Raw genomic sequence first — 25475 nt, forward strand, 5'->3', positions numbered from 1 at the left:
TGGCGGGGCCTACTCGACCAGCGGAGGAGGGGCCGGGTCCCGCCGCGCTGGCTCGAGGGGGGCGTGCGACCGAGGCCGGCCCGATCCGTTGGTCGAGTAGCGAGGAACGAGCGTATCGAGACCTCGCACGGGACTCGGTTTCTGACGGAATGCCGGGTCTCGATACGGCCCTGGCGGGCCCACTCGACCAGCGGAGGAGGGGCGTGCGACAGAGGCCGACAGCCGCGCGGGCTAGGGCGTGTGCGGGGCCGGGGTGTCCTCGAGGGCGCGCCAGTCGCGGGCGATCATGGCGTACAGGCCGGCGTCGCTCCACTCACCCTTGTCGTAGTAGGACTCGCGCAGCGTTCCCTCGTGGGCCAGGCCGAGCTTGGCGCAGACCCGGGCGGATGCCTCGTTGCGCGGGTCCAGGTGGGCGACCAGCCGGTGCGCGCCAATGCCGTCGAAGGCGAGCCGCTGCATGGCCGCCGCAGCCTCGGTCGCGTAGCCGCGGCCGTGGAAGTCGGGGTGGAACACCCAGCCGATCTCGAGCTCGGCCGTCTCGACGCTGCTGAGGCGCAGCATGACGTCGCCGATCACCCGGCCGGCGTGCTCGCCGGCATCCGGGCTCGGGGCCAGCACGCAGGCCAGGAAGATCGCTCTGCCATCGGCATCGAGGCTGTGTGCCGCCGCACGCCATCTGGTGTGCGCAGCGGCCGCCTCGAAGTCGCGCTTGGGCCACGGAATGTAGCGGAGCACCTCGTCGAGGCGCTGGTACTGCCAGATGTCGTCGATGTCGCTCTCGGCCAGCGGGCGCAGGATCAGCCGCTCGGTCTGGATCGGGGCGATGGCCAGCGGGGCGCTGTCGAACGGGAAGCCGGCGAAGTAGCCGGGTGGCGGCGTCACCGGCTCGTCCATCGCTGCGCCGCTCATGCCGTGGCCGCTCCGCGGCCGGTGATCGGGCATCCGCCTGCCGCGGCATCCGGGGCCTTGACCTGCAGACCGAACACGGCCTCCAGCCCGTCGAGCCAGGCCTGCTGCTCGCCGGCGCGGGCCAGTTCGCGCGAGCGCGTCATCGGCGTGTGCAGCAGCACGCCGGTGAGGTGGCGCAGCGACTGCTCGATGCGGCCGTCCGGATCGCCCTTGGCGCGGGCGCGCTCGATCTCGGCGTCGAGCAGCCCGAAGATGTGGCTGCGCAGCGCCACGACGGCGGGGGCGAGCGACTGCTCCTCGGTGGCGGCGCTGAAGGAGCGGGCGGCCTGGCCGACCATGGCGCGCGCCTCGTGGGTGGCGTTCAGCTCTTCCAGCGGGGCGTGGATGCGGATCGTCTCGAGGTCGAGCAGCTCGACGCCCTCGACACCGGCGACGTCGGGGTCGATGTTGCGCGGCAGGCCGAGGTCGATCAGCAGCTGGCGGCCGGCGGCCTCCCCGCCGAGCGCCTCGCGGCCCGCGCCGATCAGCGCGGCGTCGATGACGTGGGTCTCGGCGGTGGTGCAGGTGACGACGACGTCGACGGATGCCGCGACGGCGGCGTAGTCGGCCGCCTGCACCGCGGCGATGTCGTGGTTGGCGGCGAAGCGGGTGGCCCGGCCGGAGGGGGAGTAGACGCGGATGTCCTCGGCGCCGCGGTCGCGGAGCGCGGCGAGGGAGGCCCCGGCGTAGCGCCCGGTGCCGACCAGCAGCACGCTGGTCGCCGACCAGTCGCTGATCCGGCTCTCGGCGAGCTCGAGGGAGAGGCGCACCAGCGAGCGGCCGGCCGAGCCGATGCCCGTGCGGTTCTTGACGCCGCGCGAGGTCTGCGAAGCGCGCTGGAACAGCCGCTCGAGCTCGGGGCTCGTCGTGCCGACCGAGCGGGCCTGCTCCAGCGAGCGGCGCACCTGCCCGGCGATCTCGCCCTCGCCGACCACGACGGACTCAAGCCCGGAGGAGACGGCGAAGAGGTGCTCGGCGACGCCGTTGCCGTGCACGAGGTCCAGGCTTTCGCGCAACGTCTGGGCGTCGACGCCCGTGCTCGCGCTGACGGCCTCGATCGCGGCGAATACCGTCGGCAGCGGCGAAACGCCGAACGGGGCGTTGAGGTCGAGGTAGGTCTCGAAACGGTTGCAGGTGGCGACGACGACGGCGCCGGCCAGGGCGGGGCCACCGCTCAGCGCGCGGTGTTCCTGCACGATGCGCTCGCCCATGGAGGCAGAGTCGACGGAGAGTTGTTCGAGGAGGTCAAAGTGTGAGTTCTTGTGACTCGCAGAGAGGCAGATGAGCACCTGAGAATTCTACAGCTTGATGTATGCCGATGCGTTCCCATACGCACACCGGGCAGACGCGGAGCCGCGTGGGGGAGAATGGGCCCGTGAACCACGACGCACGCCAGACCCTGCCGCCCCAGCACCCGCTCGCCTCCGGCCTCACCGGCCAGTCGCGCCTCGTCCGCGCCTACCGCGGGGACCGCCCCGAGGTGACTCCGGTGTGGTTCATGCGCCAGGCCGGGCGCTCGCTGCCCGAATACCGGGAGCTGCGGGTCGGCACGAAGATGCTCGACGCCTGCCTCGACCCGGCGCTCGCCAGCGAGATCACCCTGCAGCCGGTGCGCCGACACGGCGTCGACGCCGGCATCTTCTTCAGCGACATCGTCGTGCCGCTCAAGTTGGTCGGCGTCGAGGTCGAGATCGTGGCCGGCCGCGGCCCGGTCATGGGCAAGGCCGTGCGCACCGCCGCCGACGTTGCCGAGCTCACCGCGCTCGACCCGGCCATCCTCGACACCGCGCTCGCCCCCATCTCGGATGCCGTCGCCCGCACCGTCGCGGCGCTCGCCGAGATCGCGCCGCGGCACCGGGTCGCCGGCGAGCCGGCATCCGTCACCCCGCTGATCGGATTCGCCGGGGCGCCGTTCACCCTCGCCGCCTACCTCGTCGAGGGCGGCCCGTCCAAGGACCACCTGGCGGCGAGGGCGCTCATGCACTCCGAGCCGCAGGCCTGGGCCGCGCTGATGCGCTGGACCGCCGAAGTCACCGGCCGCTTCCTCCGCGCCCAGATCCTGGCCGGCGCCAGCGCCGCCCAGCTCTTCGACTCCTGGGCCGGCGCGCTCTCGCTCGAGGACTACGTGGAGCACGTCGCCCCCGCCTCGGCACACGCGCTGAGCTTCGTGCGCGACCTCGGCTACTGGGAGAAGACGACGGATGCCGCGGCCGACCCGCAGACGGTGTGGCGCAGCGTGCCGATCGTGCACTTCGGGGTCGGCACGAGCGAGCTGCTCTCGGCCATGCACGCGGTCGGGGCCGACGTCGTGGGCGTGGACTACCGGCTCGCGCTGGACGAGGGCATCCGCCGCCTCGGCGGCACGGTGCCCGTGCAGGGCAACGTCGACCCCGCGCTGCTCCGCGCGCCCTGGCCGGTGCTGGAGGCCCACGTGCTCGATGTGCTCCGCCGCGGCGACGCCGCACCCTCGCACGTGCTCAACCTCGGCCACGGCGTGCCGCCCGACACCGATCCCGACGCGCTCAGCCGCATCGTCGAACTGGTGCACGGCCGATGAGCGCCCAGGGCAACAGCGCCGACGGCCGCCACGACGTCGTCGTGATCGGCGCGGGCGTCGCCGGCCTCGTCGCCGCCCGCGCCTGCGCGCGGCTCGGCCTCTCGGTGCTCGTCGTCGAGGCCTCGGATGCCGCGGGCGGCTGTGTCGGCCCCACCGAGATCGCCGGCCTCAGCCTCGACACCGGGGCGGAGGGCTTCGCCACCCGCAACGACGCCGTGGCGACGCTGCTCGGCGAGCTCGGCCTGGGCGGCGACATCGTCGACCCCAACCCGGCCGGAGCGTGGCTCCGCCTGCCCGCGCTGCACGGCAACGGGGCGCTCACCGTGCCGATGCCCAAGCTCTCCCTCCTCGGCATCCCCGGCTCTCCGCTGGCCAGCGACGTCGTCGCCGCGATCGGCTGGAAGGCCGCCATCCGCGCCTACCTCGACCGGCTCCGCCCGGTGCTCACGATCGGCACGGAGAAGAACCTCGGCGAGCTGGTGGAGAAGCGCATGGGCAGCGCGGTGCTCGACCGCCTCGTCGCCCCGATCTCCGGCGGCGTCTACTCCGCCGACCCGCGCATGCTCGAGGTCGACGCCGTCGCGCCCGGCCTGAACGCCGCATTCACCCGGGCGGGGTCCCTCTCCGGGGCTGTGAGCCTGCTGAAGACGGAGGCGAAGCCGGGCGCCGGGGTGCGCGGCATCCGGGGCGGGATGCACCGCCTCGTCGACGCCCTGCTGGCCGAACTGGCCCACTACGGCGCCGAGGTGCGCCTCGGCGCCCGGGCCGTCGGTCTGCGTGAGGAGCCCAACGGCTCCTGGCTGGTCAGCGCCGAATCAACCCGCGCCGAATCGGCCGACACCGAATCAGCCAGCGCCGAGGGCGCCGCCGAGAGCGTGGCGCTGCAGATCGCGGCCCGCGCCGTGATCGTGGCCACGCCGTCCACCGCGGCGCTCGGCCTGCTCGCCGACGCCCGCCCCGACTGGGACGAGGCCGCCGGCGACTGGGCCGCAGGATCCTCGGTCGAGATCGTCACCCTCGTGCTCGACGCGCCGGCCCTGGACAGCGCACCGCGCGGCACCGGGGTGCTCGTCGGCGCGGGAACCCCGGGCACGACGGCGAAGGCACTCACCCACTCCACCGCGAAGTGGGCCTGGCTGGCCGAGGCTGCCGGCCCCGGGCGCCACGTCGTGCGCCTCTCCTACGGCCGCATCGGCGAGGTCAACCCAAGCGCCGCACTCGGCGACGACGAGCTCACCGCGCTCGCACTGCGCGACGCGAGCGCCATCCTCGGCGTCGAGCTGGACGTCACACAGCTCGTGGGCTCCGCGCGCACGCCGTGGCGCGACGCACTCTCGCACGCCGCACTCGGGCAGAAGGACCGGGTGGCAGCACTGCGCGCCCGCCTCGAGGAGGAGCCGACGCTCGCCGTCACCGGATCCTGGCTCGGCGGCACCGGCCTCGCCTCGGTGATTCCGGATGCCACAGAGGCCGCCGGCGGCATCCGCCGCCATTTCGTGCACCTCTAGCCGAGGTCCGGCGCACGCAGCCCGCGGCGACGGCGACGCATAACAAAAATGGAATATTAAGACAACCCCTCTTCCGCGAACCCAAAACGGGGCTACTCTAAACAGAGCCTTCCCTGCGGTAGAACGTCAGACGCAGCGGATCGACAACACAGATCGGGGTCTCATGAAGGGCAAGCTTCTCTTCGTTACCGGAGCGGCAGTCGGCTACGTGCTCGGCACGCGCGCCGGGCGCAAGCGCTACGAGCAGATCAAGGAGGCGGCTGCGGGGATCTGGAACACGCCGACGGTCCAGCAGGGCGTCGACCAGGCCAAGGGCTTCGCTCTCGCACGCGTCAGCATCGTCTCGGATGCCGTCTTCGACGGAGCCAAGAAGCTCGTCAACGCCGCCGCCAAGCAGGGCGCTTCCACGCCGCCGCAGCCGACCCCGGCTCGCACGAGCCCGGCCGGCACGAACGCGGCCAGACCCACCCCGGCGGCCACGAAGCCGGCGAGCACGACGCCGGCGAGCACGACGCCGGCGAGCACGACGCCGGCGAGCACGGAGCCGAGCACGCCCAACAGCAACGACTGATCTCGCCAGATCGCTAGAAAGGTGGGTGCGACATGTCAGAACACGACACGAATCCCCTGAACGCAGCGCGCCGCCGTTCGCTCTTCGCCCTGGTCGGCGATCTTCCCGGGCTCATCGTCGACCTCCTGCGCGCAGAACTCCAGCAGTTCAAGGCCGAGCTCAGCGAGAAGGGCCAGCGCATCGGCCTGGGGGTCGCGCTCATCATCGTTGCGGCGGTCTTCGCCTTCTTCGGCCTGGCCGTGCTCGTGGCGGTCGCCGTGCTCGCGCTCGCGCTCGTGCTGCCCGCCTGGCTGGCCGCGCTGATCGTGGCCGCCCTGCTGTTCGTGCTGGCGGTGCTGCTGATCCTGATCGGCCGGGGCCGCATCCAGGCCGGCCTCGCCAAGAGCGAGCTCGACGTTGACCTGCGCCGCGACCTCGACGCTTTCAAGGGAGAGGGTTCCTATGACCAACGCGCCTGACACTGCTAAGTACGCCGCGGCAGCCGCCAAGAATGCCGAGGCCGCCAGGGACGCCGCAGCCTCCAAGCGCGCGGCCGTCGCCAAGAACGCGCAGCCAGCCGCGCCAGCGGAGACGGCCCCTGCGCCCAAGCGGAGCCGGGCCGAGCTGCAGCAGGACACGCTGCGTGCCCGCGCCGATCTGGCCGCAACGCTGGACGCCATCGAGGACAAGCTCAACGTGCCCAAGCAGATCGGGCTCGCCGCTGAGCGCGGCACCGAGCGCGTGCGCCGACTCGCCGCGGAGAACCCCATCGCCCTCGGCGCGATCGCCCTCGGCGCCGCCGCGGTCGTCGGGCTCGGCGTCTGGGGCATCGTCCGCGCCGTCACGCGCTGAGCGCGCGGGGCGCCGCCGATTCGGCCGTGCGCCCCGCCCGCTTTTGCCCGCGAGGGCAAAGCGGAGGAGACTAGGGGCATGACTGACCCGACAGCTCGCGCGGCGGCATCCGATCCATCCACGGACGAGGCGGCGCCGCAGGGCTTCACCTTGTTCGCCGTTCTCCGCCGTGACCCGGCCAATCCGGACGACTTCGACGGTCACGACGTGCCGCACTTCGTGAACGAGCTCGACGACATCATCGCGCTCGTCGAGGAGCAGGGCGTGACCCTGCGCGGCATCTACGACGTGTCCGGCTTCCGCGCCGACGCCGACGTGATGCTCTGGATCCACGGCCCCGACGCCGAGGGCCTGCAGTGGGCGCTGCGCGAGCTGCGCCGCTCCCGCATGCTCAAGAGCCTGCTGCCCACCTGGAACGCCATGGGTGTGCACCGTGACGCGGAGTTTAACAAGAGCCACGTTCCCGGCTTCCTGCGCGGCATCGAGCCCAAGGGCTGGATGACGGTGTACCCGTTCGTGCGCAGCTACGAGTGGTACCTGCTGCCGGAGGAGGAGCGCTCCGCCATGCTCGCCGACCACGGCCGCAAGGGCGCCGCGTTCCGCGGGGCCATCGCCAACACGGTCGCCTCGTTCGCGCTCGGCGACTACGAATGGCTGCTGCCGATCGAGAGCGACGAGCTGACCGAGCTCGTCGACCTGATGCGCGAGCTGCGCGCGACCGACGCCCGCATGCACGTGCGCGAGGAGGTCCCGTTCTACACGGGCCGCCGGATTGAAACAGCTGAACTTGTGGAGGTGCTGCAGTAGTGGCCCAGTACGACGCGATCCTGCTCTCGAGCTTCGGAGGTCCGGAGGGCCAGGACGAGGTCATCCCCTTCCTGCGCAACGTCACCGCCGGCCGAGGGATCCCCGACGAGCGGCTGGAGGAAGTCGCGACGCACTACCGTCACTTCAACGGCGTGAGCCCCATCAACGCGCAGAACCGCGCGCTCAAGGCGGCGCTCGAGGCCGAGCTGGCCGCGCGCGGCATCGATATGCCGGTGTACTGGGGCAACCGCAACACGGCGCCGTTCTTCGCCGACACCGTCCGCGAGGCGCACGCCGCCGGTGACCGTCGCCTGCTCGGCCTGGTGACCAGCGCGTACACCTCCTACTCGGGCGTCGAGCAGTACCGCGAGGACTTCGAGCGGGCGCTGGAGACGACCGGCCTCGGCGACGAGGTCGCGATCGACCGCATCCGCGAGTTCTTCGACCACCCCGGATTCGTCACCCCGTTCGTCGAGGGCGTCGGCGCTGCCATGGAGCAGTTGAAGGCCGAGGGCATCCCCAGCGACGCCGTGCACGTCTTGTTCGCCACGCACTCCATCCCGAACACGGCTGCCGAGGCATCCGGCCCCGAATTCGGCCCGGGCGGCGCCTACGTGGCCCAGCACCTGGCCGTCGCGGCGCGCGTGCAGGAGCAGGCGGCACCGGGCGTGGCCTGGTCGCTGGTCTACCAGTCGCGCTCCGGCGATCCCCAGACGCCCTGGCTCGAGCCAGACATCAACGACGCCATCGACGAGCTCGCCGTCGCCGGCTCGGTCAAGGCCGTCGTGATCGTGCCGTTCGGCTTCGTCAGCGACCACATGGAGGTGCTCTGGGACCTCGACAACGAGGCCGTCGCCACCGCCCAGGGCCACGGCATGGCCGCGGTGCGCGTGCCGACCCCCGGCGTGCACCCCGCCTTCGTCTCCGGGCTCATCGACCTCGTCGTCGAGCGGCTCAACGACTTGCCGGATGCCGAGCGCCCGCACGAGACCACCCTCGGCCCGTGGCCAGACCACGCCAGGGTCGGCGCCCCCGAGTCGACCCTCGACAACCCCGGTGGTGTGGCATGAGCACGGTGATCCGCGTCGGCACCCGCGGCAGCGCACTGGCGATGGCGCAGACGAAGGCCATCGCCGCCCGCATCGGCAGCGCGGCGAAGGCCGAGATCGAGATCGTCCCGGTCACCACCCACGGCGACACCTCCCGGGAGTCGCTGGCCACGATCGGCGGCACCGGCGTCTTCGCCTCCGCGCTGCGCGAATCGCTGCTGGCCGGCGAGTGCGACATCATCGTGCACTCGCTGAAGGACCTGCCGACGGCCGGCTACCCCGGGCTGCGCCTGGCCGCGACGCCCAAGCGCGCCGACGCCCGCGACACCCTCTGCTCCCGTGACGGGCACACCCTGGACACGCTGCCGGAGGGCGCACGCGTCGGCACCGGCTCGCCGCGCCGCATCGCGCAACTGCGCAAGCGCCGCCCCGACCTCGAGATCCTCGACATCCGCGGCAACATCGACTCCCGCCTGGCCCGCGTCAGCGACGAGCTCGACGCAGACGACCCGCAGCGCCTGGACGCGATCCTGCTCGCTGCCGCCGGGCTCGGCCGGCTGGGCAAGCTCGACCACGTGAGCGAGTACCTGGACCTGTCCGGCTGGCCGACGGCGCCCGGGCAGGGCGCACTCGCGATCGAGGTGCGCGAAGACGGCGTCGGCGAGCCGCTCGACCGGGCCGTGCGCGCGGCGCTGGAATCCGTGAACCACGGCACGACGGCGGCGACGACGCTGGCCGAGCGCCTGGTGCTGGCCGGCCTCGAGGCCGGGTGCTCCGCGCCCGTCGCCGCGATGGCCGAGGTGGACAGCGAGCTGCTGTTCTTGACCGCAACGGTCTACAGCCTGGACGGCGAGCAGTCGCTGACCAGCTCCCACGCCGCCACCCCGGAGGGGCACGGAGCCGAGCACCTGGCCGACGCCGCCCGCGACGTGGCATCCCGTGTTGTCGAAGAACTTCTGGGCAATGGCGCCGCAGACCTTGCTGTGTTGAAGGGAAAGCCATGACCTCGAACTCCGCTGGCAAGGCAGAGAAGGCCGACAAACCCCTCGCCGGCTGGCGCGTGCTCGTGCCGCGGGGCGGCCCATGGGGAGACCGGGTTGCGGCGAACCTGCGCTCCCGCGGCGCGTCGCCCAAGGTGGCGCCGATGATCAACTTTGCTCCAACGGATGACGCCGCCGCACTGGAGGGCGCCCTCCAGCGTCTCGCCGCCGGCGAGTTCGACTGGCTCACCGTCACCAGCGCCACCACCGTCGACGTGCTGTTCTCGCACCAGGCGGTCGTGCCGCCGACGACGAAGGTCGCAGCCGTCGGCGAGACCACCGCGGCGGCGCTCGTCGCCGCCGGCTACCAGGTCGCCCTCGTCCCCGCGGAGGACAACTCCGCCCGGGGCCTGCTCGAGGAGTGGACGGCGGCCACGGACGGCGCCATCCCGCTGCGCATCCTCGCGCTGCGCTCCGCCATCGCGAAGCCGCTGCTCAGTGTCGGCCTGGCTCGCATCGGCCACCACGTCGAGGCCGTCGTCGCCTACCGCACCGTCGGAGTGCCCGTCGAGGAGTCCATCGTGGCCGAGGTGGCCGACGGGCGCTTCCAGGCCGTCCTCGTGACCTCGGGGAGCGTCGCGGAGCAGGTGCAGAACCAGCTGGGCCCGATCCCGGAGAGCACACTCGTCGTCTGCATCGGGCCGCAGACCGCCAAGGACGCCGGCGCGATCGGCCTGCGCGTCGACGCGGTCGCCGACGAGCGCACCGCGGAGTCGCTCATCGAGGTGCTGGTGCGGGCTGCGGAGGCCAAGCGCAGCGACTGAGTGGCGCGCGGCGTCTGGGTGGCGCGCGGCGTCTGGCCGCTGCAGATCAGTCGGTCTGCGGTGAGGTCGGCTCGGCCGACCCTGCTTCCTCACTCGGCTCGGCTTCCTCTTCGAGCTCCGCCAGGCTGTTCAGGAAGCCGATGACGACCTCGCGCTCGGCCGGGGAGAGCGCCGCGGCGACGTCGAAGCGCCGCGCGTGCTTGCGCCCGATCGTGGCGCGTGCGTCTGCGTGGGTGGCCGGTGTCACGGCAATCACCACGGCACGCCGGTCGTCGGGATGCGGCGAGCGGGTGATGTGCCCCGCCTTCTCGAGCCGGTCCAGCATCTTGGTGATGGATGCCGTCGAGATCTGCAGGTGACCGGCGAGCATTCCGGCCGTGACGAGCACGCCGGCATTCTTCGCGGCGATCACGAATCGCAGCGCTCGCATGTCCGTCTCGTTCAGCCGCATGTAGCTGCGTGACTCCAGGCTGGTCCGATCCTCTGACTCCCGCCACGCCTTGATGGCGGTGAGCACGGCGACGACCTGGTCCAGCTCCTCTGGGGGCAGCCCGGCATAGCGCACATAACTGCCCGTCGGGTCGACGATGCGCGGATCCAGCATGGAGGCAGCCGGATCCCAGCGCGTGGAATTCGCCTTGGACATGGCATCAGTGTACTTGCGCAGAGTGTGCCATGCTTAGCTAGTAGCTAACTTGGTTAGGTAATTTTGTGGGGAGTCTCAATGAGTGGTCTGAACGCGTCGCCTGTTCCTGACACATCGGGTGAGTACGTCGTGCTGCTGGACGAGAACGGGCAGCCATCGGGCACGGCGGCCAAAGAGGCACTGCACACGGCCGAGACGCCCCTGCACCTGGCCTTCTCCTGCCACATCGCGAACTCGGCCGGCGAGCTGCTCGTCACCCGCCGGGCTCTGGGCAAGCGCAGCTGGCCCGGCGTCTGGACCAACTCCTTTTGCGGCCACCCCGCACCGGGCGAGAGCATCGAGGCCGCGCTGGTGCGCCATGGACAGAGCGAGCTCGGGCTGCAGCTGGACCCGGTCCGCCACCGGCTGACGCTCGAACTCCCCGACTTTCGCTACCGGGCCGTTGACCCCGCCGGGATCGTCGAGAACGAGATCTGCCCCGTCTACACGGCCGTCACCGACGAGGTCCCGACCCCGAACCCCGACGAGGTGATGGAGCTGGCGTGGGTGGCACCCGAGTCGCTGGCGAGGTCAATCTCCAGCACCCCGTGGGCATTCAGTCCCTGGCTGGTCTTGCAGACCGCCGCCCTCGAAGGGAGAATGCGGCCATGACCATCGTCATGACTCGCTTCGTGACCGTCGAGGATGCCGCCCGCATCGAGGGCGTGCTGGCCGGGCATTGGCAGAAGCGCCGCGCAGCGGCCGAGGCCTTTGGCGAGGACTACTCCCGGCTCTGGGCGGCGATCGAGCGGTCGGCCCACGGCGGAAAGCTGCTGCGGCCCGCCCTCGTGCTCTGTGCGTATGAAGAGCTCAGCGTCGACGCCGCGCCGCGTCGGGGCGCCGCGGTCGAGCTGGCCGCCGCTTTCGAACTGCTGCACACCGCCTTCCTGCTGCACGATGACGTGATCGACAACGATTTCGTTCGTCGCGGCCAGAGCAATCTCGCCGGCGAACGCTTCGACGAGGGCGTGGCCGCGGGGCTCGCCACGGCGAACGCGGCACGCTGGGCTCAGGCATCCGCCATTCTCGCCGGCGACCTGCTGATCCATGATGCGCAGTCGATGGTGGCGCGTCTCGCCGTTCCCGAGCCCGTGCGACTCGGGCTGCTCGACCTGCTCGACGCCGCCGTCTTCGCCTCCGCGGCCGGCGAGCTGAGCGACGTGGGGCTGAGTGCGGGCGCCGTGAGCCCCGAGGTGCCCGCGGTTCTGGACATGACGAGATGGAAGACGGCCCCCTACTCGTTCGCGGCGCCGCTTCGGGCCGGGGCGGTGTTGGCGGGCGCGCCCGCAGAGCTGGGGCTGCTGCTGGAGCAGTTCGGCGGTCTCATCGGCACGGCCTTCCAGCTGCGCGACGACGTGCTCGGCGTCTTCGGCGACGAGCAGCTGACCGGCAAGAGCACGATCGGCGATGCCAGAGAGGGCAAGATGACGGCGATGATGGCTTTTGCCCGAACCACGGCCAGCTGGGCCGAGTTGCGACAACTGATCGGCCCGGGCGGGCCGGGCGACATCGATCGGGTGCGCGCGCTGCTACTCGACTCCGGTGCACTCGGCTACGCGGAACGGTTGATCGCAGACCTCGTCGCGGAGGCGCTCGCGCTGCTCGAGCAGCCGCTCGTGCCGGCGGGGCTCCGGACCGAGCTCGCCGAGCTCGCCCACCGGGCGGCGGTGCGCGTCTCATGACCAGGCCACTGGAGCGGGGGAGCATGCCCGCACTCGCCGGAGCCCGCGAGCTGGCGCTCTACGAGCGCGCGGCGCACCGGGGGGCCGCCGTTGTCATCCGGGAGTACTCGAGCTCGTTCGGCCTGGCCAGCCGGCTGCTCGCCCCGCAGATCCGGCCCGAGATCGAGAACATCTACGCCCTGGTGCGGGTGGCCGACGAGATCGTCGACGGCACCGCAGCCGCCGCGGGGTTGAGCATCGCCCAGCAGCGGGAGTGCCTCGACGCCATGGAGGCCGAGACCGTTCGAGCACTGCAGCGCGGCTACAGCAGCGACCTCGTCGTGCACGCCTTCGCGCTGAGCGCGAGACGCGCCGGCATCACCGCGGAGCTGCTCAGCCCTTTCTTTGCCTCGATGCGCCGCGACCTCGATCCGGCGCCGTTCGGCGCGGAGGAACTGCGCGACTACATCTACGGCTCCGCCGAGGTGATCGGGCTGATGTGCCTGCGGGTTTTTCTGAACGGGGAGTACATCAACGACAACGAGCGCAGGCGGTTGGAGCACGGCGCCCGTCGGCTCGGTGCCGCGTTCCAGAAGATCAACTTCCTGCGCGACATCTCGGCCGACTTCACCGCCCTCGGCCGGCGCTACTTTCCCGGCGTCGACCCGCTGGCCATCACCGAGGAGCAGAAGGCCGACATTGTCGCCGGTATCCGGGCCGACCTGTTCGCGGCCGATGCGGTCATCCCGCGGCTGCCAGCCAGCTGCCGGAGGGCGATCCGCGCGGCATCCGCATTCTTCGCAGAGCTCACCGACCGCGTCGACGCGACCCCCGCGGCCGCGCTTGCCGGCCAACGGGTGCGCGTCCCAGGGCCGCACAAGGTGCGCATCCTGGCCGGCGTGCTGCTGAGGTCACGATGAGCGCGCCAACCGCCAGCGTGATCGGCGGCGGCATCGCCGGGCTGGCGACGGCTGCGCTGCTGGCAGCAGACGGCTACGACGTCACGCTGCTCGAGGCGCGTGGCGAGCTGGGCGGCCGGGCTGGACTGTGGGAGGCCGACGGCTACCGCTTCGACACCGGGCCATCGTGGTACCTGATGCCGGAGGTCTTCGAGCACTTCTACTCCCTGCTCGGCACCTCAGCAGGCGAGCAACTCGCGTTGGAACGGCTGGACCCCGGCTACCGCGTCTTCGCCGAGACCGGCGCTGCGCCGATCGACATCGTGGCCGACTTCGAGGCCAACGTCGCCCTGTTCGAATCGATCGAGCCCGGCGCGGGAGCCGAGCTGCGACGCTACGTCGCCTCGGCCTCTGACGCCTACGAGCTCGCACTCGGCCGCTTCCTCTACAACACCTTCGACGACCCGCGCAGCCTGATCGGGCCGGAGGTGCTGCGCCGCGCGCCCGCGCTCGCGGGTCTGGGCGCCCGCTCGCTCCACGGCCTGATCCAGAAGCACGTGCGCGACCCGCGGCTGCAGCAGGTGCTGGGCTACCCGGCCGTGTTCCTCGGCTCCTCTCCGTTCGAGGTGCCGAGCCTCTACCACCTGATGAGCCACCTCGACTTCGGCGACGGCGTCTACTACCCGCAGGGCGGCTTCAGCACGATCATTGACAGCATCGCGGGGCTGGCCGAGTCGGCGGGCGTTCGCGTGCTCACCGGGGCGCAGGTCACCGCGATCACGACGGATGCCGGCAGCACGGCTGGTGGCAGTGCCGCCGCACGGCGGGCCAGGCCCGGCCGGCGCCGGCGCCGCTCACGCGCCGCCGCGACGGGGGTGCGCTACCGGGACGCACAGGGTGCGGAGCACGAGATCCGGAGCGACATCGTGGTCTCGGCCGCAGACCTCCACTTCACCGAGACGGAGTTGTTGCCGCCGGAACTGCGGAGCTATCCAGAGGAGTGGTGGGAGCAGCGAAACCCCGGGCCGGGAGCAGTTCTCGTGATGCTCGGCGTGCGCGGCGCGCTGCCGGAGCTCGAGCACCACAACCTGTTCTTCGTCGACAACTGGGAGGACAACTTCTCGGCGATCTACGGCAACCCCAGCTTCATCCCGGAACCGGCATCCATCTACGTCTGCCGGCCCAGCGCCACAGACCCCGGTGCGGCACCGCCCAACCACGAGAACCTGTTCGTACTGGTGCCCGTGCCGGCCGACCCGGAGATCGGGTCGGGAGGGCTCGGCCGCAGCGGCTCCGCGCGCGTGGAGCGGGCCGCGGACGCGGCGATCCAGCAGATCGCCCAGTGGGCCGGAATCCCCGATCTGGCACAGCGCATCGTGCTGCGTCGCACTGTGGGCCCGGCAGACTTTGCCGAGGACCTGAACTCCTGGCGCGGCGGTGCGCTCGGCCCCGCGCACACCCTGCGGCAGAGCGCCTTCTTCCGCGGCCGGAACAGCTCCACGTCTGTCAACGGGCTGTACTACGCCGGCGGTAGCACCATCCCCGGCATCGGGCTGCCGATGTGCCTGATCAGCGCGGAACTCGTCATCAAGAAGCTGCGCGGCGACCGGGGCGGGGCGCCGCTGGCCGCGCCGCTCTCCGCGCACGCGGCGCGCACCGCGGCCGGGGCGGCCCCGCGATGAGCCTGCTCTACCTCGCGTTCCTGCTGGCCTCGCTCGGCTGCATGGTGTTGCTGGACCGCCGCTTCACGCTGTTCTTCTGGCGCGAGCCGCGGCGTGCGGCCCTGGTGCTCGCGCTCGGGACCCTCTTCTTCGTGCTGTGGGACATCGCCGGGATCGCCCTCGGGATCTTCCTGCGCGGGCAGAACGAGATCTCGACCGGCCTGCTGCTCGGGCCGCACTTCCCGGTCGAGGAGCTCGTCTTCCTCGTCTTCCTCTGTTACCTGAGCATGGTGCTGTTCCGGGGAACGCAGCGGGTGCTCACCGCGAGGAGGCCGGCATGACGTACACGGTGCTGAACCTGGTGATGCTCGCCGTCGTGCTGCTGGTCGCGGCATCCGCCCTGCTGCTGCGCCGGCCGGCCCGGCTCGGCACGGCCCTCGCGTCCGCGGGCGTCACGGCCGCGGCGCTGTTCGTGCTCACGGCACTGTTCGACAGCCTGATGATCGCCGGCGGGCTGATGGAGTACAGCGGGCAACACCTGCTTGGCTGGTCGATCGGCCTGGCCCCGATCGAGGACTTCGCCTACCCGCTGGCGGCCGTCATCCTGCTGCCATCGCTCTGGGCGCTGCTCGGCCCCGCGCGCCGCCCGGCCATAGTGAAGGAGAGCGCGGATGTCGGCTGAGAGCAGCACGAGGCAGAGCCCGCCCAGCCAGAGCCTGCCTCGCCAGCTGCTGCTGGCCTCCCGGCCGCTGAGCTGGATCAACACAGCCTTCCCGTTCGCCGCGGCCTACCTGTTGAGCACCGGTCGGATCGACGCGGCCCTCGTCATTGGCACGCTGTTCTTCCTGGTGCCGTACAACCTGGCCATGTACGGCGTGAACGACGTGTTCGACTACGCCTCCGACGTGGCCAACCCACGCAAGGGCGGCGCCCACGGCGCGCTGCTGGCACCTCCGCTGCACCGGGCGACGCTGCTGGCCGCCGTGCTGCTCTGCGCCCCGTTCGTGCTGGCGCTGGTGCTGCTCGGCTCGCCGGCCTCCTGGCTGGTGCTCGCGGTGAGCCTGTTCGCGGTGGCCGCCTACTCGGTGCCCGGGCTGCGATTCAAGGAGATCCCGGTTCTGGACTCGCTCACCTCGAGCACCCACTTCGTTTCGCCCGCCGTCTACGGGATCGTGCTCGCCGGCGTTCCGTTCGGCCCGGTTGCCGTCATCGTGCTGCTCGCCTTCTTCCTCTGGGGCGTCGCGAGCCACGCCTTCGGCGCCGTGCAAGACGTGCAGCCTGACCGGGCGGCGGGCATCGGTTCGATCGCGACGGCGCTCGGCGCGGCGGCCACTGTTCGCGTGGCGCTCGCCTGCTGGGCGGTGGCGGGGTTGGTGCTCCTCCTGCTGATTCCGCTGGGTTACGGCTGGCCCGGCGCCCTCGCAGCCCTGCTCGTCGTGCCCTACCTAGTGCTGGCCTGGCCGTACCGCTCGGTGAGCGACGCCGACTCGGCGGCGGCCACCGGCGGCTGGCGGCACTTCCTCTGGGTCAACTACGCGGTCGGGTTCCTCGCGACGCTGCTTCTCATCTTCAGCGCAGTTGATACACGTAGTCTGTTCGGGTGACCGCAAACCCCCGTATTCGCCCCCGTCGTCTGCGCGCCAATCCCGGGATCCGCCGCCTCGCCTCAGAGACGCGCCTCCACCCGGCCCAGCTGGTGCTCCCGCTCTTCGTTCGTGAGGAGGGTGGCCCGATGCCGATCGCCTCGATGCCGGGCGTCGTGCAACACACGCTCGACAGCGTGAAGGGGGCTGTTCAGAATGCCGCGGCTGCCGGCATCGGCGGCGTGATGCTCTTCGGCGTGCCCAGCGTGCGCGATGCGACGGGCAGCGGCGCCACGCACCCGGACGGCATCCTCAACCGCGCCACCCGGGTGGTCGGAGACGAGGTCGGCGACGCCCTCGTCGTGCAGACCGACCTCTGCCTGGACGAGTTCACCGACCACGGCCACTGCGGGGTGTTGGACACCCTCGGCCGGGTCGACAACGACGCGACGCTCGAGCGCTACCGCGAGATGGCGCTGGTGCAGGCGGCATCCGGCTCGGCGCTGCTCGGCCTCTCCGGCATGATGGACGGCCAGGTGGCCGCCGTGCGCGAGACGCTCGACGGGGCCGGATTCGTCGACACCGCCATCCTCGCTTACTCGGCCAAGTACGCCTCGGCGTTCTACGGCCCGTTCCGGGATGCCGTCGAGTCGACGCTGGACGGCGACCGCCGCAGCTACCAGCTCGACCCCGGCAACCGGCGCGAGGGCCTGCGCGAGGCCATCCTCGACATCGAGGAGGGCGCCGACGTCGTCATGGTGAAGCCGGCAGGCAGCTACCTCGACGTGCTCGCCGACGTCGCAGCCGCCAGTGATATTCCAGTTTGGGCATATCAGGTGTCCGGCGAGTACTCGATGATTGAGGCCGCCGCCATGCAGGGCTGGATCGACCGCAAGCGCGCCGTGCACGAATCGGTGCTCGGCATTCACCGGGCCGGCGCCGACGTCGTGCTCACCTACTGGGCCACCGAACTCGCCGGCTGGCTGAACAATGGAGACTTCGCATGAGCACCAACGAGAACCTCTTCGAGCGCGCCCAGGCCGCCATCCCCGGCGGCGTGAACTCGCCGGTGCGCGCCTTCCGCTCCGTCGGGGGCACGCCGCTGTTCCTCGTCGAGGCCTCCGGGGCGTACGTCACCGACACGGCCGGCCGCCGCTACGTGGACCTCGTCGCCAGCTGGGGCCCCGCCATCCTCGGCCACGCCCACCCGCAGGTTGTCAAGGTGGTGCAGGACGCGGCAGCCCGCGGCCTCTCCTTCGGCGCCAGCACGCCGGCCGAGACCGAGCTGGCCGAGCTGATCGCCGAGCGCGTCGCCCCCGTCGAGAAGGTGCGCCTGGTCTCGACCGGCACCGAGGCGACGATGACCGCGATCCGCCTCGCCCGTGGATTCACCGGCCGCGAGCTGTTGGTGAAGTTCGCCGGGCACTACCACGGCCACTCCGACGGCCTGCTGGCCGCAGCCGGATCCGGCCTCGCCACGCTCGCGCTGCCGGGCTCCGCCGGGGTGACCGCCGCGACGGCGGCGCAGACGCTCGTGTTGCCCTACAACGACCTCGACGCCGTGCGCGCCGCATTCGCCGAGCACGGCGACAACATCGCGGCCGTCATCACCGAGGCCGCCGCCGCCAACATGGGCGTCGTCGCGCCCGACCCCGGCTTCAACGCGGCCCTCGCCGACATCGTGCACTCCCACGGCGCGCTGCTGATCATGGACGAGGTGCTCACCGGCTTCCGCGTCGGCTCGGCCGGCTACTGGGGCCTGGAGAATGCGCACGGCCAGAGCTACGCGCCGGACCTCTTCACCTTCGGCAAGGTCATCGGCGGCGGCCTCCCCGTCGCCGCGCTCGGTGGCCGCGCCGAGGTGATGGACTACCTCGCCCCCCTCGGCCCGGTCTACCAAGCCGGCACGCTCTCCGGCAACCCGGTCGCTGTGGCCGCCGGTCTGGAGACCCTGCGCCTGGCCGACGACGCGCTCTACGCCCGGCTCAACGCGAGCGCGCTGCTCATCTCCGAGGCCGTCTCGGCCGCACTCACCGCGGAGGGCGTCGCCCACCACGTGCAGCGGGCGGGCAACCTGTTCAGCTTCGTGTTCGGCGAGCACCTGGTATCCGGCGCCCGCTCCTACGCGGAGGTGCTCACCCAGGAGGCGTACCGCTACCCGGCGTTCTTCCAGTCGATGCTGGCCAGCGGCATCTCGCTGCCGCCGTCGGTGTTCGAGGCCTGGTTTGTCACGGCTGCGCACGACGACACCGTGATCGCGCGCATCCGCGAGGCGCTGCCGGATGCGGCCAAGGCGGCGGCCGCCGCACAGCCGGAGTAGCCTCGGAGCCGATCAGCAGGGGCGGCGCCCGACGGCGCCGCCCGTCAGTTTTGCTGAACGGCGCTGCCACACAGTGCATCGTCACCGCATTGTGAGGTTTCGCACAAGGCGAATGTCGGTAGCTCTTGGCAGACTAGGGGCATGGCTTCATTGCGTGTGCACCCCGACCGGCTTGAGATTCAACTCACCCCCGCCGAGAAGGCGCTTGCGCTGCGCCGGGAAGAGATCTCGGTCCCGCGGTCGGCCATCCGCTCTGTCACAATCACCGATGACCCGTGGATCTGGATCCGCGGGATTCGGGCGCCCGGTTCGCTCGTTCCGCTGGTGCTCGCCGTCGGCACCTGGAAGTTCCACGGTGGCAAGGATTTCCTCGTCATCAAGAACAAGCGCCAGGCCGTCATCATTGATATTGCCGATGGGGAATATGCCCGCCACATCGTCAGCACCAACCACGCCGCGGAGCTGGTGCGGGCCCTGAACGTGAGCCCCGGCGACGCCGAGACCGCTGCCCTGGCCGCGGCCGCCGCGCAGGCGGCAGCCGGCGCGGGCGCCGAGGGGGCTGCGCCCGCGAAAGACCCGAAGGCCCGCGCCGTGCGGCTGCCGCGCCTCACCCGCGCTGCCAAGGCGAAGGCCCCCAACGCGCAGAACGCTGACGCGCAGAACGCTGACGCGCAGAGCGCTGACCCGGCGAGTTCCGAGCCTGCGGGCACCGAGGCCGCGGATGCCGACGCGAAGAGCGCGGTGGCCGACGGCACCGAGAACTCATAACTGGTCGAACCGGTTACGACCGGGTTCTCACAGCCACTCCACCTGCACCGGCACGCCGAGGTGGCGGCCGTACGCGATCGCCGGCCGTGCGCCCGCGGCGCGCTCTGAAGCCGATATCGACCGCAGGCGGTCGATCGCGACCGTCGCGTCGCGAGTCCGCAGCACGTGCTTCCAGTGCGCGGCCATGATGCCGTCGATCAGCACGGTGTGCAGCAGCGTGCCGCCGGTGAACTCATATTCCGATAACTGCATGAGCGTCTTGCTGGGCGTGTACGACATCACGTACTCGCCGTATCCCTGCACGAGATCGACCCGCCGCGGAAGCGTGCTCTCGCCTGCCGGCACGCCGGCCGGACCCTACGCGCGGACGTTGACGACGGTGCGCCCGCGCACGGTGCCGGCGAGGATCGCGTCCGCCGTCTCCGGAACGGCTGCAAGGCCGATCTCGGTGCTGAGCTCGTCAAGCAGCTCGAAGCGCGTCTCGGCGGCCAGCCGCATCCAGGCCGCCTCGCGCAAGGCGAGCGGGGCGTCGACCGAGTTCACGCCGAGCAGGTTCACACCGCGCAGGATGAACGGCAGCACCGTGCTCGGCAGCTCGACGCCGGCGGCCAGGCCACAGCTGGTGACGGATCCGCCATAGCCGGTCTGGGCGATCACGTTGGCGAGGATCGTGCCGCCGACGGAGTCGATGGCGCCCGCCCAGCGGGTGCTCTGCATCGGGCGGCCGGGCTCGGAGAGCTCTGCCCGGTCGATGACGCTGCTCGCGCCGAGGCCACGGAGGTAGTCGGCCTCTGACTCCGCCCGGCCGGATGCCGCCGTCACGCTGTACCCGGCGCGGGCCAGCAGCATGATGGCCACCGAGCCGACGCCGCCGGCGGCGCCGGTCACCAGGATCTCGCCGGAGCGCGGGCCGATGCCCTGCTTCTCCAGCGCCATCAGCGAGAGCATCGCGGTGAAGCCGGCCGTTCCGATGGCGGCTGCCCGGCGGGCGCTGATCGCGCTGGGCAGGCGCACCAGGGAGTCCGGACTGACGAGGGCGCGCTCGCTGAGCCCGCCGTGCAGGCCCTCGCCGAGGCCGGCGCCATTCAGCACGACGCGCTCGCCCGCGGCCCAGCGCGCGTCGGGGCTGGAGCGCACCGTGCCGACGACGTCGATGCCGGCGATCAGCGGGGTGCGCCGCACGACGCCCGGCCGGCCGGCGACGGCCAGGCCGTCCTTGTAGTTGACGCCCGAGTATTCGACGTCGAGGGCGACGCCGCTCTCGAGGGTGAGCGCGGCCGGGTGCTCGTCGCTGCCGGCGGTGAAGAAGCCCTCGTCGATGGTGCGCAGTGCGCCGCGCTGCCGGGGGCCCGTGCCCGCGGCGTCCGCCACGGAATCGACGACGATGGCCCGGAACTGATCGCTCATGCCCCCAGCCTAATCAGCGGGGCCCGTTCGAGCCGGGGGCATGGGCGATCCGATCACGTGACGTCGCGGCGCCAGCTGGTGAAGTAGCCGGCGACGGTCGTGACGACGGCGATGGCCAGCAGCACGAGGCCGCCCTGCCACCAGAACAGCGTCTCGGCGGAGCCGCCGGGCATGGCGACCGAGTAGAAGCTCGCGCCGACGAGGGAGTCGCTCGCCGCGCCGGGCAGGAAGCGCGCGATGTTGGCGGTGACCTCGTTGAAGGAGGAGACCAGGCGCAGCACCGGCTCGAGGAACTGGGTGAACGCGATCACGATGATCAGCGCAGCGACCTGGCTCGGCACGAGCGCACCGAGCCCGACGCCGACCGCCGCCCAGAGCGCCATCGCCAGCACCCCGCGGCCGACCATCGCCCAGGTGTCTGAACTGTCGAGCGCCGTGTCGAGGTTGAAGGCACCGAGTGCCGCGGCCCCGAGGCCGACTGTCGATGCCCAGGCGATGACGCCGAACAGGGCGCCGACGAGCAGCATCGCGACGACCTTGGCGCTCAGCACGATGCCGCGCCGCGGGGTGGCCAGGAACGTCGGGGTGAGCGTCTGGTGCCGGAATTCGCCCGTGACGGCGAAGGCGCCGAGCAGCACAGGGAACACGTAGCCGATCGAGGAGGCCATGCTGTAGATCACGGCGTGCAGGTTCATCCCGGGCGGGAGTGGGCTGACACCGGCGGCCGAGGCGTCGCCGCCGGTGGCGGCCCAGCCGAACAGCGCGCCGAGCCCGCCGGCCATCACGCCGACGTAGAGGAACAGGACGAGCGCCAGGATCCACCAGAGGCGGGTGCTGAACAGCTTGAGGAACTCGGCCGAGAGGGCGCGGGTGAACGTCATCGCTCGCCACCTCCCGCGATCAAGCTGAGGAAGGAGTCTTCCAAGCCGGTCTCCTGTCGGTGCAGAACGCTGATCTCGACGCCGGCCGCGAACGCGACGTGTCCGATCTGGGCGGGGTCGGATGCCGCCACGAGCAGCCCGGCCCGGGCCGGGGCGTGGCTGAGGCCGGCCGCCGTGAGCGCGGCGGCGAGTGCCTCGGGGGTGGGGGAGTTGACGATGACGTGCGGGGTGGCCTCGGTGTCGAGGCTGGAGAGCGGACCGCGGTGCACGAGCTGGCCCCTGGCGATGATGACGACGTCGTCGACGCTCTGCTGCACCTCGCTGAGCAGGTGCGAGCTCACCAGCACGGTGCGGCCCTCGGCCGCCAGCTCGCGCAGGAACAGCCGGATCCACTTGATGCCCTCAGGGTCCAGGCCGTTGATCGGCTCGTCCAACACGAGCACGCCCGGGTCGCCGAGCAGGGTGCCAGCCAGGCCGAGGCGCTGGCGCATGCCAAGCGAGTAGCCGCCGACGCGGCGATCGGCGTATTCGCTGAGCCCGACCTTGCCGAGCACGATGTCGACCCTGGCCTTGTCGAGGCCGGCCGCGGCGGCGTAGACGCCGAGGTGGTTGCGGGCGGTGCGCCCCGGGTGAAAGCTGGCCGCCTCGAGGGCCGCGCCGACCGCGGTGAGCGGGTTCGGCAGCTGGCGGTAGGGAACTCCGCCGAAGGTGGCAGTTCCGCTGGTGGGTCGCACGAGGCCGAGCAGCATGCGCAGGCTCGTGGTCTTGCCTGCGCCGTTCGGGCCGAGGAAGCCGGTGACCCGGCCCGGCTCCACGGTGAAGGAGAGGTCGTTGACGGCGTTGACGGCGCCGAAGCGCTTCGTCACCCCGGCGAACTCGATGGGCACTCCGATGGGCATGGAATCCTCTCTGCTGTGTGCTCGGCAGGGATCCCCGCCACGCCCTCACCCTATTGAGGGCGCAGCCTCTGCCGCATCCGCCGCGTGGGGGATTCTGTGCCCGTCGAACGGGCTACGCGTGCGGCGGGCGCTGCAGCCCGGCCACGACCGACTCCGCGGCATCCGTGCCCAGATGGATGATCTCGTTGGCTGCGCCGACGTGCACGACGCGCGGGGTGAACGCGATGGCCTCGTCGCTCGGCATGAGGCCGTAGGCGATGATGATGACCACATCGCCCGGGTGCACGAGGTGCGCGGCCGCGCCGTTGATGCCGACCACGCCGCTGCCGCGCTCGCCGGCGATCGTGTACGTCTCGAGGCGGGCGCCGTTCGTGACGTCGACGACGGCGACCTGCTCGCCGGGCAGGATGCCGGCCGCCTCGAGCAGATCGCGGTCGATCGTGATCGAGCCGACATAGTCGAGGTCTGCGTGGGTGACGGTCGCGCGGTGGATCTTGCCGCTGAGCATGGTTCTAAGCACGAGAATCCAGCCTACTCGCGCTCCGCAGCGGGCGTCCGCGCGGCGGCGGGCGCTGGGGCTAGTTGAGGGCGCGGGTGTCGGCCGGGATCTCGCCGCCGGCGTAGAGGGCGCCCGCGACATCCTGCAGCGCGGTCAGGGCGACGCGCTGCACGTACGGCCCGTAGGAGACGCGGGCGACGCCCAGCTCGGCCAGGCGGGCGGGGGAGGGCAGCAGCGGCAGCCCGATCACGCTGAGGCGGCGCACCCCGAAGGCCTCGACGAGCTCTGCGACGACGTCCTCGCCGAAGTTTCCCGGCACGAAGACACAGGCGGCGCCGGCGTCCAAGTAGGCGCGACCGCGCTCGATGGCGTCAGCGACGATGGCCCCGAGCGGGCGGTCGCCGCCGCGCAGGAACGCGTCGGTGCGCGCGTTCAGCACGAACGGGACGCCCTCGGCCGCGCCGGCGGCGACCACGGCGGCCATGGTCGCGGCGGACTCGGCGAGGGGCTTCAGCTCGTCCTCGATGTTCGCGCCGACGACGCCGAGGGCGATCGCGCGGCGGGTGGTGTCACCGGCGTCGCCGTAGCCGGCCTCGAGGTCGGCGGTCACCGGCAGCTCGGTGCTCGCCGCGATGCGGCCGACCATGTCCAGCATGAGCTCGCGGGGGATGGCCTCGCCGTCCGGGTAGCCGAAGCTCGCCGCGATCGAGTGGCTCGCGGTGGCCAGGGCGCGGGTCTCCGGCAGGGCCGCGACGGCGCGGGCGCTCACCACGTCCCAGACGTTGACGAGCTGCAGCAGCTCCGGTGTCTCGTGCAGGCGGAGGAGGTCGGTGGCGCGGGCGGCGGTGGCGGCGGTGTCGATGTCGGTCATGCCCCTCACCGTAGCCGCGGCACCCGCCGCGCGGTCGGCGGGAAACGGACCTCACCGTCGCCGGCCGAGGCGAAGCCGCGCAGCTCGGCGCTCCGGCGGCGTAGGGTAAAAGGCAGGGAAGGAGCCGAGTCGGTTCGACAGTCGTTGGAGAGTTAGGTTAGCCTATCCAATGTTGTCTCGGATTGCCTGGCGACGGCTTCGGCCCGCTCCTGGTTCACCCGCCCCGCGGCACGTCGGCGTTGCGCACTGCAGCCGCCAGGAACCCCACCGCATTGGAGCACCCTCATGACGCACGCCCAGATTCGACCTCTTGGCGCCCTCGCGCTCGCCGCGGCCGGCGCTCTGCTCTTCGCCGGCTGCGCCAGCCCGCAGGGCGAGGCCGGGACGCCTCCGCAGGCAACCGAGAAGGCTGCGAGCGAGATCACGGTCACGCACGCGCAGGGCGAGACCGTCGTCCCGGTCAACCCGCAGACCGTTCTCGTGCTCGACTTCGGCGTTCTCGACACCCTCGACGCCCTCGATGTCGATGTTGCCGGCGTGCCCAAGCAGAACCTGCCGAAGTACCTCACGAGCTACGCGAGCGACGACTACGTTGACCTCGGCTCGCTCAAGGAGCCCAACTACGAGGCCGTCAACGCCGCCGCCCCCGATCTCATCATCGTCGCGCAGCGCTCGGCATCCGCCCTTCCCGAGCTCAGCGCCATCGCGCCGACCATCGACCTCACCACCGACCCGGCCGACTACCTCGAGAGCTTCCGCGCCAACGCCGAGACGCTGGGCGAGATCTTCGAGAAGCAGGACGAGGTCGACACCGCCTTCGCGGCCATCGACGAGAAGATCGCCGCCGTGCAGAAGCTGACCCCGGATGCCGGGACCGGCCTCATCGTCATGACCAACGCCGGTGAGGTCACCGCCTTCGGCCCCGGCTCGCGCTTCGGCTGGCTGCACACCGAACTCGGCCTCACGGCCGCCGTGCCCGACGTCGACGCCTCCACGCACGGCGACCCGATCTCGTTCGAGTTCATCCGCGAGGCCAACCCCGACTGGCTCTTCGTCGTCGACCGCGATGTCGCCGTCGGCGAGTCCGGCGGAGCCGCGGCGCTCACCGTGCTCGACAACGAGGTTGTCTCCGGCACGACCGCATGGCAGCAGGACCAGGTTGTGCAGCTCGACGGCACCGCCTGGTACATCGTGATCTCCGGCCTCACCGCCATCAACACGATGATCGACGAGGTTGCCGACGCGCTGGCCTAGGCCGTCGCTCTC

29 protein-coding genes are annotated in these 25475 nt (G+C 71.6%); 20 read left to right on the forward strand and 9 right to left on the reverse strand.

Features of this window, described 5'->3' with window-relative positions; genetic code table 11:
* Window positions 1-231: 231 nt before the first annotated feature.
* Together GY24_RS04680 and GY24_RS04685 are read right to left on the reverse strand one after the other, a co-directional pair.
* Window positions 232-909: a GNAT family N-acetyltransferase gene (locus tag GY24_RS04680; RefSeq protein ID WP_161498684.1), complete on the reverse strand. Its 678-nt coding sequence runs from the start codon at window positions 907-909 to the stop codon at window positions 232-234.
* Window positions 906-2237 carry a glutamyl-tRNA reductase gene (locus GY24_RS04685; protein WP_104474587.1) on the reverse strand — a complete coding sequence of 444 codons (1332 nt, stop codon included), beginning with the start codon at window positions 2235-2237 and terminating at the stop codon, window positions 906-908. Before GY24_RS04685 ends, GY24_RS04680 begins: the two co-directional genes overlap by 4 nt.
* Window positions 2238-2323: 86 nt before the next feature.
* Here GY24_RS04685 and hemE point away from each other — a divergent pair, with 86 nt between their 5' ends.
* The 9 genes from hemE (at window position 2324) to GY24_RS04730 (ending at window position 10075) form a co-directional block, all read left to right on the forward strand.
* Window positions 2324-3505 (forward strand): uroporphyrinogen decarboxylase, encoded by a 1182-nt coding sequence (gene hemE / locus GY24_RS04690; protein ID WP_233279198.1) that lies wholly within the window; start codon window positions 2324-2326, stop codon window positions 3503-3505.
* Window positions 3502-5013, forward strand: coding sequence for a protoporphyrinogen/coproporphyrinogen oxidase (locus GY24_RS04695; protein ID WP_104474588.1), 1512 nt, complete (start codon window positions 3502-3504; stop codon window positions 5011-5013). The genes hemE and GY24_RS04695 overlap by 4 nt, the downstream gene beginning before the upstream one ends.
* A gap of 163 nt (window positions 5014-5176) precedes the next feature.
* Window positions 5177-5584 (forward strand): hypothetical protein, encoded by a 408-nt coding sequence (locus GY24_RS04700; RefSeq protein WP_104474589.1) that lies wholly within the window; start codon window positions 5177-5179, stop codon window positions 5582-5584.
* A gap of 32 nt (window positions 5585-5616) precedes the next feature.
* Window positions 5617-6042 carry a phage holin family protein gene (locus GY24_RS04705; RefSeq protein ID WP_104474590.1) on the forward strand — a complete coding sequence of 142 codons (426 nt, stop codon included), beginning with the start codon at window positions 5617-5619 and terminating at the stop codon, window positions 6040-6042.
* Complete coding sequence (locus GY24_RS17965) at window positions 6026-6415, forward strand: DUF3618 domain-containing protein (protein WP_133161115.1); 390 nt, start codon at window positions 6026-6028, stop codon at window positions 6413-6415. The genes GY24_RS04705 and GY24_RS17965 overlap by 17 nt, the downstream gene beginning before the upstream one ends.
* Window positions 6416-6493: 78 nt before the next feature.
* The gene (gene hemQ / locus GY24_RS04715) at window positions 6494-7222 is read left to right on the forward strand and encodes a hydrogen peroxide-dependent heme synthase (RefSeq protein ID WP_104474591.1); all 729 of its coding nucleotides are present in this window, start codon (window positions 6494-6496) and stop codon (window positions 7220-7222) included.
* Window positions 7222-8292, forward strand: coding sequence for a ferrochelatase (locus tag GY24_RS04720; protein ID WP_104474592.1), 1071 nt, complete (start codon window positions 7222-7224; stop codon window positions 8290-8292). Before hemQ ends, GY24_RS04720 begins: the two co-directional genes overlap by 1 nt.
* The gene (hemC, locus tag GY24_RS04725) at window positions 8289-9275 is read left to right on the forward strand and encodes a hydroxymethylbilane synthase (protein ID WP_104474593.1); all 987 of its coding nucleotides are present in this window, start codon (window positions 8289-8291) and stop codon (window positions 9273-9275) included. The genes GY24_RS04720 and hemC overlap by 4 nt, the downstream gene beginning before the upstream one ends.
* On the forward strand, window positions 9272-10075 hold the full coding sequence (locus GY24_RS04730) for a uroporphyrinogen-III synthase (RefSeq protein ID WP_104474594.1): 804 nt from the start codon (window positions 9272-9274) through the stop codon (window positions 10073-10075). Before hemC ends, GY24_RS04730 begins: the two co-directional genes overlap by 4 nt.
* Window positions 10076-10121: 46 nt before the next feature.
* On the opposite strand, the gene GY24_RS04735 is transcribed toward GY24_RS04730, so the two are convergent.
* Window positions 10122-10721, reverse strand: coding sequence for a MarR family winged helix-turn-helix transcriptional regulator (locus GY24_RS04735; RefSeq protein WP_233279199.1), 600 nt, complete (start codon window positions 10719-10721; stop codon window positions 10122-10124).
* Window positions 10722-10799: 78 nt separating this feature from the next.
* On the opposite strand from GY24_RS04735, the gene idi reads away from it, so the two are divergent.
* From idi to GY24_RS18015, 10 genes are all read left to right on the forward strand, one after another.
* Entirely contained in the window at window positions 10800-11372 is a 573-nt protein-coding gene (gene idi, locus GY24_RS04740) for an isopentenyl-diphosphate Delta-isomerase (RefSeq protein ID WP_104474595.1), read from the forward strand.
* Entirely contained in the window at window positions 11369-12442 is a 1074-nt protein-coding gene (locus GY24_RS04745) for a polyprenyl synthetase family protein (protein WP_104474596.1), read from the forward strand. Before idi ends, GY24_RS04745 begins: the two co-directional genes overlap by 4 nt.
* Window positions 12443-12465: 23 nt before the next feature.
* Window positions 12466-13341 (forward strand): phytoene/squalene synthase family protein, encoded by an 876-nt coding sequence (locus GY24_RS04750; protein WP_104474597.1) that lies wholly within the window; start codon window positions 12466-12468, stop codon window positions 13339-13341.
* The gene (gene crtI, locus GY24_RS04755; protein ID WP_104474598.1) at window positions 13338-15002 is read left to right on the forward strand and encodes a phytoene desaturase family protein; all 1665 of its coding nucleotides are present in this window, start codon (window positions 13338-13340) and stop codon (window positions 15000-15002) included. Before GY24_RS04750 ends, crtI begins: the two co-directional genes overlap by 4 nt.
* Complete coding sequence (locus GY24_RS04760; protein WP_104474599.1) at window positions 14999-15322, forward strand: lycopene cyclase domain-containing protein; 324 nt, start codon at window positions 14999-15001, stop codon at window positions 15320-15322. Before crtI ends, GY24_RS04760 begins: the two co-directional genes overlap by 4 nt.
* Complete coding sequence (locus GY24_RS04765; RefSeq protein WP_104474600.1) at window positions 15319-15663, forward strand: lycopene cyclase domain-containing protein; 345 nt, start codon at window positions 15319-15321, stop codon at window positions 15661-15663. The genes GY24_RS04760 and GY24_RS04765 overlap by 4 nt, the downstream gene beginning before the upstream one ends.
* Window positions 15653-16585 carry a prenyltransferase gene (locus tag GY24_RS04770; RefSeq protein ID WP_104474601.1) on the forward strand — a complete coding sequence of 311 codons (933 nt, stop codon included), beginning with the start codon at window positions 15653-15655 and terminating at the stop codon, window positions 16583-16585. The genes GY24_RS04765 and GY24_RS04770 overlap by 11 nt, the downstream gene beginning before the upstream one ends.
* Entirely contained in the window at window positions 16582-17571 is a 990-nt protein-coding gene (gene hemB, locus GY24_RS04775; protein WP_104474602.1) for a porphobilinogen synthase, read from the forward strand. Before GY24_RS04770 ends, hemB begins: the two co-directional genes overlap by 4 nt.
* Window positions 17568-18884, forward strand: coding sequence for a glutamate-1-semialdehyde 2,1-aminomutase (gene hemL, locus GY24_RS04780; RefSeq protein WP_104474603.1), 1317 nt, complete (start codon window positions 17568-17570; stop codon window positions 18882-18884). Before hemB ends, hemL begins: the two co-directional genes overlap by 4 nt.
* 141 nt (window positions 18885-19025) lie before the next feature.
* On the forward strand, window positions 19026-19652 hold the full coding sequence (locus tag GY24_RS18015) for a hypothetical protein (RefSeq protein ID WP_233279200.1): 627 nt from the start codon (window positions 19026-19028) through the stop codon (window positions 19650-19652).
* A 27-nt stretch (window positions 19653-19679) separates the two neighbouring features.
* Here the strand turns inward: GY24_RS18015 and GY24_RS04790 are convergent, their stop codons facing one another.
* The 6 genes from GY24_RS04790 to GY24_RS04815 form a co-directional block, all read right to left on the reverse strand.
* Window positions 19680-19997 (reverse strand): hypothetical protein, encoded by a 318-nt coding sequence (locus tag GY24_RS04790; protein WP_133161116.1) that lies wholly within the window; start codon window positions 19995-19997, stop codon window positions 19680-19682.
* A gap of 12 nt (window positions 19998-20009) precedes the next feature.
* On the reverse strand, window positions 20010-21059 hold the full coding sequence (locus GY24_RS04795; RefSeq protein ID WP_104474605.1) for an MDR family oxidoreductase: 1050 nt from the start codon (window positions 21057-21059) through the stop codon (window positions 20010-20012).
* Window positions 21060-21112: 53 nt separating this feature from the next.
* A complete protein-coding gene (locus GY24_RS04800; RefSeq protein WP_104474606.1) occupies window positions 21113-21940 on the reverse strand; it encodes an ABC transporter permease in 828 nt (275 codons plus the stop codon).
* The gene (locus GY24_RS04805) at window positions 21937-22839 is read right to left on the reverse strand and encodes an ABC transporter ATP-binding protein (RefSeq protein WP_104474607.1); all 903 of its coding nucleotides are present in this window, start codon (window positions 22837-22839) and stop codon (window positions 21937-21939) included. The genes GY24_RS04800 and GY24_RS04805 overlap by 4 nt, the downstream gene beginning before the upstream one ends.
* Window positions 22840-22951: 112 nt before the next feature.
* Complete coding sequence (gene panD / locus GY24_RS04810; RefSeq protein WP_083365235.1) at window positions 22952-23359, reverse strand: aspartate 1-decarboxylase; 408 nt, start codon at window positions 23357-23359, stop codon at window positions 22952-22954.
* A 58-nt stretch (window positions 23360-23417) separates the two neighbouring features.
* Window positions 23418-24209, reverse strand: coding sequence for an isocitrate lyase/PEP mutase family protein (locus GY24_RS04815; RefSeq protein ID WP_104474608.1), 792 nt, complete (start codon window positions 24207-24209; stop codon window positions 23418-23420).
* Window positions 24210-24494: 285 nt separating this feature from the next.
* On the opposite strand from GY24_RS04815, the gene GY24_RS04820 reads away from it, so the two are divergent.
* Window positions 24495-25463, forward strand: coding sequence for a siderophore ABC transporter substrate-binding protein (locus tag GY24_RS04820; protein WP_104474609.1), 969 nt, complete (start codon window positions 24495-24497; stop codon window positions 25461-25463).
* The last annotated feature ends 12 nt before the right edge of the window (window positions 25464-25475 follow it).

The organism is Microterricola pindariensis, from assembly GCF_002936985.1.
Lineage (GTDB): Bacteria > Actinomycetota > Actinomycetes > Actinomycetales > Microbacteriaceae > Microterricola > Microterricola pindariensis.

Coding starts and splice junctions, on each gene's coding strand:
- GY24_RS04795 (WP_104474605.1), bottom strand. CDS start 21,059: ATGAGCGATCAGTTCCGGGCCATCGTCGTCGATTCCGTGGCGGACGCC.
- GY24_RS04800 (WP_104474606.1), bottom strand. CDS start 21,940: ATGACGTTCACCCGCGCCCTCTCGGCCGAGTTCCTCAAGCTGTTCAGC.
- GY24_RS04760 (WP_104474599.1), top strand. CDS start 14,999: ATGAGCCTGCTCTACCTCGCGTTCCTGCTGGCCTCGCTCGGCTGCATG.
- GY24_RS04705 (WP_104474590.1), top strand. CDS start 5,617: ATGTCAGAACACGACACGAATCCCCTGAACGCAGCGCGCCGCCGTTCG.
- GY24_RS18015 (WP_233279200.1), top strand. CDS start 19,026: ATGGCTTCATTGCGTGTGCACCCCGACCGGCTTGAGATTCAACTCACC.
- GY24_RS04735 (WP_233279199.1), bottom strand. CDS start 10,721: ATGTCCAAGGCGAATTCCACGCGCTGGGATCCGGCTGCCTCCATGCTG.
- GY24_RS17965 (WP_133161115.1), top strand. CDS start 6,026: ATGACCAACGCGCCTGACACTGCTAAGTACGCCGCGGCAGCCGCCAAG.
- GY24_RS04750 (WP_104474597.1), top strand. CDS start 12,466: ATGCCCGCACTCGCCGGAGCCCGCGAGCTGGCGCTCTACGAGCGCGCG.
- GY24_RS04745 (WP_104474596.1), top strand. CDS start 11,369: ATGACCATCGTCATGACTCGCTTCGTGACCGTCGAGGATGCCGCCCGC.
- GY24_RS04730 (WP_104474594.1), top strand. CDS start 9,272: ATGACCTCGAACTCCGCTGGCAAGGCAGAGAAGGCCGACAAACCCCTC.
- GY24_RS04680 (WP_161498684.1), bottom strand. CDS start 909: ATGAGCGGCGCAGCGATGGACGAGCCGGTGACGCCGCCACCCGGCTAC.
- idi (WP_104474595.1), top strand. CDS start 10,800: ATGAGTGGTCTGAACGCGTCGCCTGTTCCTGACACATCGGGTGAGTAC.
- hemQ (WP_104474591.1), top strand. CDS start 6,494: ATGACTGACCCGACAGCTCGCGCGGCGGCATCCGATCCATCCACGGAC.
- hemC (WP_104474593.1), top strand. CDS start 8,289: ATGAGCACGGTGATCCGCGTCGGCACCCGCGGCAGCGCACTGGCGATG.
- GY24_RS04765 (WP_104474600.1), top strand. CDS start 15,319: ATGACGTACACGGTGCTGAACCTGGTGATGCTCGCCGTCGTGCTGCTG.
- GY24_RS04700 (WP_104474589.1), top strand. CDS start 5,177: ATGAAGGGCAAGCTTCTCTTCGTTACCGGAGCGGCAGTCGGCTACGTG.
- hemL (WP_104474603.1), top strand. CDS start 17,568: ATGAGCACCAACGAGAACCTCTTCGAGCGCGCCCAGGCCGCCATCCCC.
- GY24_RS04815 (WP_104474608.1), bottom strand. CDS start 24,209: ATGACCGACATCGACACCGCCGCCACCGCCGCCCGCGCCACCGACCTC.
- GY24_RS04820 (WP_104474609.1), top strand. CDS start 24,495: ATGACGCACGCCCAGATTCGACCTCTTGGCGCCCTCGCGCTCGCCGCG.
- GY24_RS04695 (WP_104474588.1), top strand. CDS start 3,502: ATGAGCGCCCAGGGCAACAGCGCCGACGGCCGCCACGACGTCGTCGTG.
- GY24_RS04805 (WP_104474607.1), bottom strand. CDS start 22,839: ATGCCCATCGGAGTGCCCATCGAGTTCGCCGGGGTGACGAAGCGCTTC.
- crtI (WP_104474598.1), top strand. CDS start 13,338: ATGAGCGCGCCAACCGCCAGCGTGATCGGCGGCGGCATCGCCGGGCTG.
- GY24_RS04770 (WP_104474601.1), top strand. CDS start 15,653: ATGTCGGCTGAGAGCAGCACGAGGCAGAGCCCGCCCAGCCAGAGCCTG.